We start from the raw sequence: 12705 nt of genomic DNA on the forward strand, positions 1-12705 counted from the left end.
CCATGGCCGGGAAAGTCGTTGCCGCCGTGCTGGTTCTGCTGCTGTGGTCCGGCGGAGCATCCCTCGCGTACGCGCAGCCCGCCCCGACGACGCAGTGCGCGTGGCAGTTCATGTCCGACTCGACCGTGCTCGACGTCGCCTTCCCCGACGCCAACGCGACGTACTGGGTTCTGCCCTACGCGCTGGGGCCGGGCGACACCATCGAACTGAGCGGCACATATCCGGCCGCCCGCTACTTCTCGCTCAACACGTACGGGACGAACTTCGACACCGTCGACACGTTGCGCGACAACCAGATCGGACCCGACCCCGGCAGCGGAAACCCGTTCGCCGACGCTGCCGCCGGCTCCCTGCCCTCCGCGCAGAAGCGCTGGCACGCGACGGTCGTGACCGGTCCGGCCGATCACTCGCGCAACCAGATTCAGGCCCTGCCCACCGGTGCGAACGCGCAGTCGGTACCCGTCGGATTCCTCATCATCCGGGTGTACGTGCCCGACGACCCGGCATCGCCCACGGGCGGCGTTCCCCTTCCCGACGTGACGCTGACATCCGGGGGCCGCACGTCGCCCGTGCCGACCTGCGGATCCGCATTCGATCCCTCCGCCTACGACGACGGCCCACTCGGGCAGGTCGCGGAGGCCGGATTCGATCAGGTCATCGCCGGCGCCGCGTCCGGCGCGTTCCCCGGCAACGTGCCCGAGGCGACGTTCGTGAACCCCGCGAGCACGTCGGGCCTGTTTCCCAACGGCGACAACAAGTATGTCGGGGCGGGGCTGACGTATCAGCCCGGACGCATCGTCGTCGTGCAGGGCCGGGCGCCGACGTTCCCCGACACCCGTGCCGGCCAACCCGTCACGGCACCCGGCCGCCAGGTGCGGTACTGGTCGATGTGCCAGAACGATCAGGTGACGCCCTATCCGGTCGTCGCATGCGCCGCCGACTTCCAAACCCGCACCGACGGCGACGGCAACTACACCTACGTCGTCGCCGCACCGCAGGACGTCCCCGCTCGCGCCGCATCCGACCCGACCGTCACCGTCATCCCCTGGGGTTCCACCGACGTCGCGAAGAAGGTGCTGTTCCTGCGGTACATGCTGCCGTCCGACGCCTTCTACCCACAGTCGGTGCAGGCCTCGCAGAGCAATCACACCGACCCCGCCACCACGATGGGTCCGTACTATCCGCGCTCCGCCTACTGCGACACCGCCACCTTCGAATCCGGAGGCGCCGCCGCCTGCCTGTGAGTACTTGTCAACCGCGGGGGGTTGATAAGTACTCACAAGTCGTCAGACATCGGCGCCGACGAACTGGCTGTTGTAGAGGCGGTAGTACGCTCCGCGGGTGAGGAGCAGGTCGTCGTGGCTGCCCTGCTCGACGATGCGGCCGTCCTCCATGACGACGATGAGGTCGGCGTCGCGGATGGTCGACAAGCGGTGCGCGATCACGAAACTCGTGCGATCACTGCGCAGAACCGCCGTCGCGTGCTGCACCAGCAGCTCGGTGCGGGTGTCGACGGAACTGGTCGCCTCGTCGAGGATCAGGATGGACGGCTGCGAGATGAACGCGCGGGCGATGGTGATCAGCTGCTTCTCACCCGCGCTGATGTTGCTGCCCTCTTCGTCGATGACGGTGTCGTAACCGTCGGGCAGCGAGTGGACGAACCGGTCGACGTAGCTGATCCGGGCGGCCGCCTGGATCTCCTCCTCCGTGGCGTCGGGACGTCCGTACGCGATGTTGTCGCGGATGGTGCCGCCGAACAGCCACGCGTCCTGCAGCACCATGCCGATGCGGGACCGCAGGTCGTCGCGCGACATCTCGGCGATGTCGACGCCGTCGAGGAGGATCTTGCCGCCGTCCAGTTCGTAGAACCGCAGGATCAGGTTGACGAGTGTGGTCTTGCCGGCCCCGGTGGGTCCGACGATGGCGACCATCTGACCGGGTTCCGCCACCAGCGACAGTTTCTCGATCAGCGGCTTCTCCGGCGAGTAGCTGAACGACACGTCCGAGAACTCCACCCGGCCCAGTGGTTCGGCCGGCGTCGGAGCTTCGGTGAGGTCGGGCTGCTCTTCGTCCTCGTCGAGGATGGCGAAGACCCGCTCGGCGGACGCCACACCCGACTGCATGAGGTTGACCATGGCCCCGATCTGGGTGAGGGGCTGGGTGAACTGGCGCGAGTACTGAATGAACGCCTGCACGTCGCCGAGGCTCATCGTGCCGGACGCCACCCGCATGCCGCCGAGCACGGCGATGGCCACGAAGTTGAGGTTTCCGAGGAACATGATCGCCGGCATGATCAGGCCCGAGATGAACTGGGCCCGGTAGCTGGCCTGGTAGAGCGCTTCGTTCTGCTCCTCGAAGCGGGCCTCCACCTCACGGCTACGGCCGAACACGGTGACCAGTTCGTGGCCCGTGTACGCCTCTTCCACGTGAGAGTTGAGTGCTCCGGTCGACTTCCACTGCGACACGAAGTGGGTCTTGGACCGTTTCGCGATCTGCGCGGTCACCAGGATCGACAGCGGCACCGTCAGCACCGCGATCAACGCGAGCAGCGGGGAGATGACGATCATCATCACGAGGATGCCGATCACCGTCATCGCCGACACGATCAGCTGACTCATCGTCTGCTGCAACGACTGGGAGACGTTGTCGATGTCGTTGGTGACGCGGCTGAGCAGGTCGCCGCGGGAGTGGGAGTCGAAGTAGCGCAGCGGAAGTCGGTGGATCTTCCGTTCGACCTCGGCGCGCAGATTCTTCACGACGCCCTGCACGATGATGTTCAGCAGGAAACCCGACAGCCACATGAACACCGACGACCCCAGGTACAGGGCCAGCACGATCGCCAACACCCGGCCGAGCGCGCTGAAGTCGATACCGACACCGGGTACGACGGCCATGCCGGACACCATGTCGGCGAACGTGTTCTGACCGTCGGCCCGCAGCGCGGCGACGGCCTGGTCCTTCGACATCCCGGCGGGCAACTGCGCGCCGATGATGCCGTCGAAGATCAGGTTCGTGCCCTGACCGAGCATGCGCGGCGCGATCGAGGTGAGCACCACCGACACGGCAGCGACCAGGAGCACGACGCCGACGGCGATCCGGTGGGGACGCAGCCGCCGCAGCAGCCGCTTGGTGGACGGCCACAGGTCGTTCGGCTTGGACCCCGGGGCACCCGGAGCGACCGGTCCCGGTATACGCGGGCCGGCGGGCCTGTCGGCGGTGGTGGTGGTTGCGCGATCGCTCATAGTGCTTCCTGGACCGATCGTTGGGATTCCACGATCTCGACGTAACACGGACACGTCTCGAGCAGTTGGTCGTGCGTGCCGATTCCGACGACGGCGCCGTCCTCGAGGACCACGATCTGCTCGGCCTCCACGATCGTCGAGACGCGTTGGGCGACGACGATGACACACGCGTCCGACGTCTCGGGTTTGAGCGCCGCACGCAGCCGCGCGTCGGTGGTGAGGTCGAGGGCCGAGAAGGAGTCGTCGAACAGGTAGATCGACGGACGACGGACCAGTGCCCGCGCGATGGCGAGCCGCTGCCGCTGACCGCCGGAGACGGTCGTGCCGCCCTGCGCGATCGGGGTGTCGAGACCCTCGGGCATGGCGCGCACGAAATCGGCGGCCTGCGCGATCTCCAGCGCCCGCCACAGTTCCTCGTCGGTGGCGTCGGGTTTGCCGTACCGGAGGTTGGTGGCGACGGTGCCGGAGAACAGGTACGGCCGCTGCGGAACGAGTCCGATGCCGGACCGCAGGACGTCCAAGTCGATGCGACGCACATCCGTGTCGGACACGGTGACCGCACCCGACGTGGCGTCGATGAGGCGTGGGATCAGCGACAGCAGCGTCGTCTTACCCGAACCCGTGCCGCCGATGATCGCCGTGGTCTTGCCCGGTTCGGCGCGGAAGCTGATGTCGCGCAACACGGGTTCGTCGGCGCCGGGGAACTTGAACTGGGCGTCGCGCAGTTCCACTACACCGGGGCTTTCCAGCACGGTGACCGCATCGACCGGCGGCACGACGGTGGAATCGGTGGCGAGCACCTCGCCGATGCGTTCGGCGCAGACGGTGGCGCGGGGCGCCATCATCGCGATGAAGGACGCCATCATCACCGACATCAGGATCTGCATGATGTAGCTGAGCATCGCGGTCAGCGAGCCGACCTGCATGGTGCCGCTGTTGATCTCGTGACCGCCGAACCAGATGACGGCGACGCTGGTGATGTTCGCGATGACCATCACGAGGGGGAACATCACCGCGGTCAGCCTGCCGACCCGCAGGGCGGTCTGGGTGAGCTGCTCGTTCGCGTCGCCGAACCGCTGCATCTCGGAGCGCTCGCGGACGAACGCCCGCACCACCCGGATGCCGGTGATCTGCTCACGCAGCACCCGGTTCACCCCGTCGATGCGGGTCTGCATCTCCCGGAACGCGGGCACCATCCGCGAGATCACGAAACCCATGGACAGCGCGAGTACCGGCACGGTGACCGCCAGGATCCAGGCGAGCCCGGCGTCCTCACGGATCGACATCACGACACCGCCGACGCACATGATCGGCGCCATCACCAGGATCGTGCAGCTCATCACGACCAGCATCTGCACCTGCTGCACGTCGTTCGTGTTGCGGGTGATCAGGGACGGCGCGCCGAAACGGCCGAATTCACGGGACGAGAAGCTCCCGACCTGATGCATCACGGCGCGGCGCACGTCGCGCCCGAAACCCATTGCGGCACGGGCGCCGAAGAACACCGAACCGATCGAGCAGATGATCTGCACGACGGTGACGAGCAGCATCATGACGCCCGTGGACAGGATGTACGCGGTGTCGCCCTTGGTGACGCCGTTGTCGATGAGATCGGCGTTCAGGCTGGGCAGGTACAGGGCTGCCGCGGTCGCGACGAGCTGGAACAGGACGACCGCCGTGAGCTCCCGCTTGTACGGGCGGAGGTACGTGGTGAGCAGGGCATTCAACATGGGCAGCGATCCTGGCGGGTCATCATTATGTCCGAAGGTTACCAACAGAAACGACCGCAGGCCCGCGGATTTTCGGGGCCTGCGGCCCCGTGAGTGGTTGACGAGTCCAGAGACTCGTCAACCACTCACGGGCGCGAAGCGCCTACTAGCGATTCGTCCGCGTCGTGCAGGACCTTCTTCAGCTTCTCGCCTTCGATGTCGACGTTGGGCAGGATCTTGTCCAGCCACTTCGGCAGCCACCACGCCTTGTCGCCGAGCAGTGCCATCACGGACGGGATGATCACCATGCGCACGACGAAGGCGTCGAAGAACACGGCCGCCGCCAGGGCGAAGCCGATCGACTTGATGAACGAGTTCGGCTCGGCGATGAAGGCCGCGAACACCGAGATCATGATGACCGCGGCGGCGCTGACCACCCGGGCACCGTGGTTGAAGCCGACGGTGACGGCCTGCTTCGCGGTCGCGCCGTGGACGTACTCTTCCCGCATCCGGGTCACCAGGAACACCTGGTAGTCCATCGCGAGACCGAACACGACGCCGATGAGGAAGATCGGCATGAAGCTGACGATCGGCTGCGGGTTGGAGATGATGCCGCCCCAGCCCTCCTGGAACACGGCGACCGTGGCACCGAACGTGGCCGCGACGCTGAGGAGGAAGCCGAGCGTGGCGGTCAGCGGCACGAGCACCGAACGGAACACCAGGAGCAGCAGGAGGAACGCGAGGCCCACGACCACCGCGAGGTACGGGATCAGCGCGTCCTGGAGCGTCTCGGACACGTCGCCTTCGAGCGCGGTCTGCCCGGTGACGCCGTAGTTGACGCCGATCGAGTCGTGCAGATCTGTCTCCGCACCGCGGATGTTGTTCACCAGATCCATCGTCGCCGGATCGCTGGGGGCACTGCTCGGCGTCACCAGGATCTGCGCGGTGTCACCGGCCTTGTTCACGCCGACGACCTGAGCGTTGGACACGTCGTCCTGTGCGGTAATGGTCTTCACCACCTCACCGAACGCCTCCGACGGCGTGCCGGTGGTGACGTCCTTGGCGTCGACGACGACGAGCAGCGGACCGTTCTTGCCGGGGCCGAAGCCTTCGCTCACGAGGTCGTAGGCCTGCCGCGAGCTGGTGGCGGGGTCGCCGGTGCCCTCACTGGGCAGGGCCAGGCTCAGGCCGGTCGCGGGGATGGCGAGCGCCCCGAGCACCACGACTCCGGCGATCAGCGGAATCGCGGGCCTGCGGACCACGGCGCTGATGTATCGCAGGGCGAGGCTCGGCTTGCCCTCGTCGTCCTCGAGGTCACGACTGCTGAGGAACGGGATCTTGCCTGCGAACGCCTTCTTCCCGAACAGCCCGAGGATCGCGGGCAGGAGCGTCAACGCGATCGAGACGGCGATGAACACCGTGAACGCGGCGGCTGCGCCCATGTCGGAGAGGAACGGGATCCCGACGACGCGCAGCGCGATCAGGGCGATGATCACCGTGAGACCGGCGAACACCACGGCGGAACCGGCGGTGCCGACGGCACGTCCGGCCGCTTCCGAGCGGTCGTCCGTGAGGGAGAGTTCGTGCCGGAACCGGGACACGATGAACAGCGAGTAGTCGATGGCGACGGCCAGGCCGATCATGATGGCCAGCGTGGGTGTCATCGAGCTGAGGTCGGTGAAGCCGGTGGCGACGGTGATGCCGAGGCTGCCGATCATGATGCCGATGATCGCGGTGATCAACGGCAGACCCGCGGCGACCAGAGAACCGAACGTCAGCGCGAGCACGACAGCGGCCACGCCGATACCGACGAGTTCGGTGGCGCCGCCGGGCGGTTCGGCTTCGTTGGCGGCCGAACCGCTGATCTCGACGGTCAGTCCGGCGTTGCGGCCGGCGTCGGCTGCGGCCGAGATGTGGTCGCGCAGAGCCTGGTCGACGTCGCCCATGCCGCCCTTGAACGGCACCTCGACGTAGCCGACGGTCTTGTCGGCGTTGAGCGGGGACAGCGCCTGCGCGTTCGCGACGGCGGCGTCTTCACTGATTCCCTTGTCGGCCGCGGACGACTTCGCCATCTCGACGAGCTGCTCGTTCGCGGTGACGGGGTTGACCAGCGCCTTCGCGGCGTCGGCGCCCGAGGCGGTGGCGGGATCGACCTTGGCGGCGTCCTGGACCTGTTCGATGCCGCGCACCTTGGCGAGCACCGCGTCCATCGCCTGCTGGCTCTGCTCGCTCTCGAGGGTCTGCCCCTCGGGTGCGGCGAACACATAGCGCGCGCTGACGGCGTTCATCGGGTCGCTGCCCGCGGCCTCGGGGAACCGTTCGGCCATCAGGTCCTGCGCCTGCTGCGCGGGGGTGCCCGGGATGGAGAACGAGTCCTTCGTGGGCCCGGACAGCGTTGCCGCGCCGACGCCCATGAGGACCAGGATCACCAACCAGACGCTGAGGACCGCGCCTTTTCGCCGGTAGGCGAATCTGCCGATCCGATAGAGATAGGTGGCCACGAGAGACTCCTTCTGAGTCGGTGGAACGAAGATTGATTCGGGCAGCCGGCTACGGCTGCGGGATTCCCTGACGGAGTTGACGCATGGCGTCGCGGACCAGTTCTTCGGGCCCGCTGGCACCGGACTTGCCGCTCATCCACAGGTCGAGCGACGCCTTGCACGCCGATCCGACCGCCAGGTGCAGCAGGTTGGGGTAGAGGTCGGTGTCGATGTTCGTGCCCGTGCGTTCGGCGATCACCTCACCGACCAGACGGGTGACGCGCAGGTGCACTTCGAGTTTCTTCGCGAGCAGCGCGGGGCTGGTCTCGACGAGTTCCATCATCACCGCGGTCTCTTCGAGCGGTTTCGCCGGATCGGTGACGATCTGGACCACCACGTGCTCGAGGGAATCCCAGATCGGCTCGTCCTCGGGACGGGCGCGGAGCAGGTCGACCCAGTCGTGGACGGACTGCTCGAAGTGCGCGAGTACCGCCTCCTCCTTGCTGGAGAAGTAGTTGTGGAACGTCCGAGTCGAGACTCCCGCCTCGGACGCGATGGCGTCGGCGGTGACGCATTCGATGCCCAGCGCGCGGGCCAGGCGTGCGGCGGCGCCGCTGAGGGCTGCGCGCGTGGCGGCCTTCTTGCGGTCCCGCAGTCCGATTTCCGAAATCACTACTCCGACGGTACAGAACTTGCAGAGCTCTGCAAATTTGCGTGACAGTGCAACTTTTATGTTCTTGCCCACAGTCCGCGCGGCACTGTGTCGGGAGTCACCACGGCGTTACGGTGGAAACATGTCCGATCCGACGGCGCCGCTGTCGTTCCGGGCGGACGAGATCGACCGCGCCGCCCTGGACCAACTCGCCGCCGTCCTCGACCTGCAGGCCGCGCGCCCGGGAATCCGGCGACTGCGCGAGTGGTCGCTTGCGGCCCTGCAGGTGCAGCCGGGTGAGAGCGCCCTCGACATCGGCTCGGGCACCGGGTCGGAGACGCGTGCCCTCGCCGCCGCGGTCACCCCGTCGGGCCGCGCGATCGGACTCGATCCCAATCCCGGCATGGCCCTCCTCGCCCGGGAGCGGACCGAGGAGGAGGGCTCGACCGCGCAGTTCGTGATCGGCGATGCCTACTCGCTGCCGTTCCCCGACGACCGCCTCGACGTCGTGCGGTGCGAGCGGGTGTTCCAGCACCTGAGCGAACCGGACCGCGCGGCGGCGGAAGTGGCCCGCGTTCTGCGGCCGGGCGGGCGCGGCGTGATCGTCGACAGCGACTGGGGCACGGCGATCATGCACCCCGGCGATCCCCTGGTCCTGCAGAAGATCATGGACGTGATGCTCTCGCACACCGCGAACCCACACTCCGGACGGCTGCTCCCGGGGCAGCTCACCTCCGCCGGGCTCGTCGTCGAGGACATCGGCACGGAGGCGTTGATCCAGGATCCGGGCGACGTGACCGGCCCACTCGTCCAGATGATGACCGCCGCGGCGATCGCCGAGGGTGCGATCACCGACGTGCAGAGCGCCGAACTGCTGGACCAGCTGAACGCCGCCGCCCGCCGCGGCGACTTCCACATGTCGGTGACGATGTTCGCCTACCTCGTCCGCCAGCCCTGACGAAACCCTTCCGACATTCGGAAACCGAGTGTGGTGGATCACCTCCGGTGCCGCACAGTGGTGGGGACGACGCTGATGCCCCACCGAGTCCGGCGTCACGAACAACGCAGCAGCCCAGCATATTCCGGAGGCCCTCATGTCCACGATCGCCCGCAACCAGTGGTACGTCGCAGCCTACGGCCGTGAGGTCGGACGCGAACTGTTCTCGCGCACCATCTGCGAGGAGCCGATTCTGTTCTGGCGAACCGAGGCCGGCGAGGCAGTCGCGATGAGCGACCGCTGCGTGCACCGCCGCTACCCGCTGTCCGAGGCGCCGAGCCGGCTCGACGGCGACACGGTGGTCTGCGGCTATCACGGTTTCACCTACGGCAGTGACGGCGGCTGCGTGTTCGTCCCCGGCCAGAAGCGCGTTCCCCGCACCGCCCGGCTGAAGCAGTACCAGGTGGTCGAGCAGGACTCGTTCGTGTGGGTCTGGATCGCCGACCCGCAGAACCCCGAACAGGGCGACCCGACCCGCATCCCCCGCGCACCGTGGATGGACTCCCCCGACTACACCGTGGTCAGCGGCATGGAACCGATCGACTGCAACTACGGTCTGCTCGTCGACAACCTGATGGACCTGTCGCACGAGACGTACCTGCACGGCGGCTACATCGGCACCCCCGAGGTGGCGGAAACCCCGATCACCACGGAGATCGACGAGGACCGGAACGTCATCTACGTGTCCCGGCACATGGACGACGCCGAGTGCCCGCCGTTCTACTCCAAGTCCACCGGCATCGAGGGCCGCATCACCCGCTGGCAGGACATCGAGTACACGCCGCCGTGCCTGTACCTGCTGCACAGCCGCATCGCCCCGATCGGCGCACCCCTGCCCGGCGACGACGGCACCGACCCGCACGCGTTCCACAGCGAGATCGTCTACGCGATCACCCCGTCGACGGAGAATTCCACCCTCGACTTCTGGGCCGTGGCCCGCGACTTCGCACTCGGCGACGACGCCGTCACGACGTTCCTCGCCGAGAACAACCGGACCGTCGTGATGCAGGACGTCGTAGCGCTGAACATTCTGCAGAAGGCGCTCGACACGGAGAAGGACGGCTACCAGGAACTGTCGATCAACATCGACGCCGGCGGCCTCGGCGCACGCCGGATCCTGAAGAAGCTGGTCGACGCGCCGCAGGCCGTCACCGCCGCGGCGGTGGGCTGAACCGTGGAGCCGACCAGGATGCTCCGCGGCGCCAACGTGATGCGCATCGTCTGGCTTCCCGGGTCGGACCTGCTCGAGGGCGAGTGCCACTGCGGCGCACGCCACGTCGCGGAAGAACCCGCCGCCCTCTGGGAATGGTTGCTCGCCCACCCAGAGGGGCACCACCCCGTCGATCCGCCGGTGACCGCCACGCCGCTGCCCGCCGCGCCGGAATCCGCTCCCGTTCCCGTCTGACCCCGGAGAGACCGCCATGCCTATCCCACCCGAACCCGTACTCGAGCTGGAGCTGACCACGAGGACCACCGGCGCCGACGGCGTCGTCGTCCTGGAGTTCCGCGACCCGTCCGGCGCCGACCTGCCCACGTGGACGCCGGGTGCGCACATCGATCTGGTGCTGACTCCGGAGCTCACCCGCCAGTACTCGCTGTGCGGCGACCCGGCCGACACCGGGATCTGGCGCGTCGCCGTGCTGCGGGAGGCGATGGGCCGCGGGGGTTCGCAGTTCGTGCACGACAAGCTGAGCGAGGGCGACCGCGTCACGGTCCGGGGACCACGCAACCATTTCGAGCTCGAGCCGTCACCGCAGTACGTGTTCGTCGCGGGCGGCATCGGGATCACGCCGATCCTCACCATGGCGCACGCCGCGGAGAACGCCGGCGCCGACTGGACCCTCGTCTACGGCGGACGCAGCCGCGGTTCGATGGCGTTCGCCGACGCACTCGCCGAGAAGTTCGGCGACCGGGTGGTGATCCACCCCGAGGACGAGCACGGCCTCATCGACCTACCGGGGCTGCTCGGCGACGTCCGGGAGAACACCCTCGTCTACTGCTGCGGGCCCGCGCCGTTGCTCGACGCCGTCACCGGTCACTGCGACAGCTGGCCGTCCGGCGCGCTGCGCACCGAACGCTTCGCGGCCAAGGATCTCGAGGAGCCGGTCCGGGCCGAGGGGTTCGAGGTGGAGCTGACACTGAGCGGCAAGACCGTGACCGTCGCACCCGAGCAGTCGATCCTGCAGGCCGTCACCGCCGCCGGCGTCCAGGTGCTGTCGTCCTGCGAGGAAGGGACCTGCGGAACCTGCGAGACGGCCGTGCTCGGCGGTACTGTCGATCACCGGGATTCCCTGCTCACAGCGGACGAGCAGGCCGAGGGCGACACCATGATGATCTGCGTCTCGCGTGCGAGCTGTCCACGTCTGACGCTGGAACTGTGAGACGGAGAACGAGCAATGGCGATCACCGGATCGGTGACCATTCGCTCGTTGCGGCTCCTCGAGCTCTTCACCCCCTCGGCGCCGCGGCTGACCCTCAGCGATCTGTCGCGGAAGTCCGGGTATCCGCTGAGCACCGTGCACCGGCTGACCAGCGACCTCATCGAATGGGGCGCCCTCGAACGTGACAGCAGCGGCCGCTTCACCGTCGGGCTCAAGCTGTGGGAGATCGCGTCGCTCGCGCCGCGCGGCACGATGCTGCGCGAACTGGCGATGCCGGTGATGGAGGACCTGTCGCAGATCACGCGGGAGAACGTCCAGCTCGGCATCGCCGAGGGCACCGAGGTCGTGTTCGTCGAACGCATCGCCGGACAGAAGGCCGTGCCCGTCCAGACCCGCGTCGGCGGTAGGTTCCCGCTGACGGCGTCCGGTATCGGCCTGGCCCTGCTCGCGTACATGCCCGCCGACGTGCAGGAGCAGGTGCTGAGCGGGCCGATCGAGAAGTTCACCGACCGCACCGTCACCGACCCCGTCGTACTGCGGCGGACGCTTGCCGAGATCCGCCGATCCGAGGTCGCGATCAGTGATCGTCAGGTGACCATGGACGCCGTCTCCGTCGCGGCACCGATTTTCGAGCGTCCCGGAACGGCGATCGCGGCGGTGTCGCTGGTGGTGTCGGCGGAGAATGCGTCGCTGAACGCACTGGTCCCGTTGGTGCGTGCGGCCGGCCGGACGATCAGCCGCGCGCTGCGCCCTCGTCAGCCGTCGTGACCGGTCGGGTACGACGCTCCCAAGCCCCCGGGTCGGACGTCAGCGTGGTGAGGAAACCCGGCAGCTGCTCGTTCGCGACGTCCGCGAGACTCACGTTCTCGAGCACGGCCCGCAGGTTCACCCGCACCGCGATCCACACGTCCTGCAATTTGGCGGCCGGCCCGCAGTAGTCGACGTCCTCGGGGCGTTCACCCCGCACCGACGCCAGCGGACCCTCGACGGTCCGGATCACGTCGGCGATCGTGATGTCCTCGGCGGGACGGGCCAGCCAGTACCCGCCGTCCGGTCCACGTCTGCTGTTGACCAGTCCCCCGCGGCGAAGGTCGGCGAGGACGGCCTCGAGGAACTTGTGCGGAATGGTCTGCGACTGTGCCAGGAACTCGGCTTTGGACGGGGACGGCCCGGCAGCGGCCAGTTCGATCAGCGTCCGCACGGCGTAGTCCACCTTTGCGGTGATGTGCACACCGAATTCCTAC

Annotated in this window: 11 protein-coding genes; 6 read left to right on the plus strand and 5 right to left on the minus strand. The window is 67.8% G+C overall.

The window, feature by feature from the left end; all coding sequences use genetic code 11:
- The first annotated feature begins 2 nt into the window (after positions 1–2).
- Entirely contained in the window at positions 3–1244 is a 1242-nt protein-coding gene (locus OYT95_RS16245; RefSeq protein WP_037239535.1) for a hypothetical protein, read from the plus strand.
- 42 nt (positions 1245–1286) lie between these two features.
- On the opposite strand, the gene OYT95_RS16250 is transcribed toward OYT95_RS16245, so the two are convergent.
- From OYT95_RS16250 to OYT95_RS16265, 4 genes are all read right to left on the minus strand, one after another.
- Positions 1287–3242 carry an ABC transporter ATP-binding protein gene (locus OYT95_RS16250; RefSeq protein ID WP_268791955.1) on the minus strand — a complete coding sequence of 652 codons (1956 nt, stop codon included), beginning with the start codon at positions 3240–3242 and terminating at the stop codon, positions 1287–1289.
- Positions 3239–4972: an ABC transporter ATP-binding protein gene (locus tag OYT95_RS16255; protein WP_268791956.1), complete on the minus strand. Its 1734-nt coding sequence runs from the start codon at positions 4970–4972 to the stop codon at positions 3239–3241. Before OYT95_RS16255 ends, OYT95_RS16250 begins: the two co-directional genes overlap by 4 nt.
- Positions 4973–5097: 125 nt before the next feature.
- The gene (locus OYT95_RS16260) at positions 5098–7452 is read right to left on the minus strand and encodes an MMPL family transporter (protein ID WP_268791957.1); all 2355 of its coding nucleotides are present in this window, start codon (positions 7450–7452) and stop codon (positions 5098–5100) included.
- A gap of 49 nt (positions 7453–7501) precedes the next feature.
- Positions 7502–8104 carry a TetR/AcrR family transcriptional regulator gene (locus tag OYT95_RS16265; RefSeq protein WP_005253325.1) on the minus strand — a complete coding sequence of 201 codons (603 nt, stop codon included), beginning with the start codon at positions 8102–8104 and terminating at the stop codon, positions 7502–7504.
- Positions 8105–8225: 121 nt separating this feature from the next.
- Between OYT95_RS16265 and OYT95_RS16270 the strand changes: the two genes are divergently transcribed.
- The 5 genes from OYT95_RS16270 (at position 8226) to OYT95_RS16290 (ending at position 12229) form a co-directional block, all read left to right on the plus strand.
- Positions 8226–9041, plus strand: coding sequence for a class I SAM-dependent methyltransferase (locus OYT95_RS16270; protein ID WP_037228012.1), 816 nt, complete (start codon positions 8226–8228; stop codon positions 9039–9041).
- 136 nt (positions 9042–9177) lie between these two features.
- On the plus strand, positions 9178–10251 hold the full coding sequence (locus tag OYT95_RS16275; RefSeq protein WP_037228017.1) for an aromatic ring-hydroxylating dioxygenase subunit alpha: 1074 nt from the start codon (positions 9178–9180) through the stop codon (positions 10249–10251).
- Positions 10252–10269: 18 nt separating this feature from the next.
- The gene (locus OYT95_RS16280) at positions 10270–10485 is read left to right on the plus strand and encodes a hypothetical protein (RefSeq protein WP_112301662.1); all 216 of its coding nucleotides are present in this window, start codon (positions 10270–10272) and stop codon (positions 10483–10485) included.
- 16 nt (positions 10486–10501) lie between these two features.
- The gene (locus tag OYT95_RS16285) at positions 10502–11461 is read left to right on the plus strand and encodes a PDR/VanB family oxidoreductase (RefSeq protein ID WP_037228021.1); all 960 of its coding nucleotides are present in this window, start codon (positions 10502–10504) and stop codon (positions 11459–11461) included.
- Between the two features lie 15 nt (positions 11462–11476).
- Positions 11477–12229, plus strand: a complete 753-nt coding sequence (locus tag OYT95_RS16290; RefSeq protein ID WP_037228023.1) for an IclR family transcriptional regulator — start codon at positions 11477–11479, stop codon at positions 12227–12229.
- On the opposite strand, the gene OYT95_RS16295 is transcribed toward OYT95_RS16290, so the two are convergent.
- Complete coding sequence (locus OYT95_RS16295; protein WP_037228026.1) at positions 12195–12692, minus strand: RrF2 family transcriptional regulator; 498 nt, start codon at positions 12690–12692, stop codon at positions 12195–12197. The genes OYT95_RS16290 and OYT95_RS16295 overlap by 35 nt on opposite strands.
- Positions 12693–12705 lie beyond the last annotated feature (13 nt).

The sequence above is a fragment of the Rhodococcus sp. JS3073 genome (assembly GCF_026810085.1).
In the GTDB taxonomy this organism is placed as follows: domain Bacteria; phylum Actinomycetota; class Actinomycetes; order Mycobacteriales; family Mycobacteriaceae; genus Rhodococcus_F; species Rhodococcus_F wratislaviensis.

Excerpts from the sequence above, each read along its gene's own strand:
- OYT95_RS16250 (WP_268791955.1), bottom strand. The coding sequence starts at position 3,242 with ATGAGCGATCGCGCAACCACCACCACCGCCGACAGGCCCGCCGGCCCG.
- OYT95_RS16280 (WP_112301662.1), top strand. The coding sequence starts at position 10,270 with ATGCTCCGCGGCGCCAACGTGATGCGCATCGTCTGGCTTCCCGGGTCG.
- OYT95_RS16290 (WP_037228023.1), top strand. The coding sequence starts at position 11,477 with ATGGCGATCACCGGATCGGTGACCATTCGCTCGTTGCGGCTCCTCGAG.
- OYT95_RS16255 (WP_268791956.1), bottom strand. The coding sequence starts at position 4,972 with ATGTTGAATGCCCTGCTCACCACGTACCTCCGCCCGTACAAGCGGGAG.
- OYT95_RS16275 (WP_037228017.1), top strand. The coding sequence starts at position 9,178 with ATGTCCACGATCGCCCGCAACCAGTGGTACGTCGCAGCCTACGGCCGT.
- OYT95_RS16285 (WP_037228021.1), top strand. The coding sequence starts at position 10,502 with ATGCCTATCCCACCCGAACCCGTACTCGAGCTGGAGCTGACCACGAGG.
- OYT95_RS16245 (WP_037239535.1), top strand. The coding sequence starts at position 3 with ATGGCCGGGAAAGTCGTTGCCGCCGTGCTGGTTCTGCTGCTGTGGTCC.
- OYT95_RS16270 (WP_037228012.1), top strand. The coding sequence starts at position 8,226 with ATGTCCGATCCGACGGCGCCGCTGTCGTTCCGGGCGGACGAGATCGAC.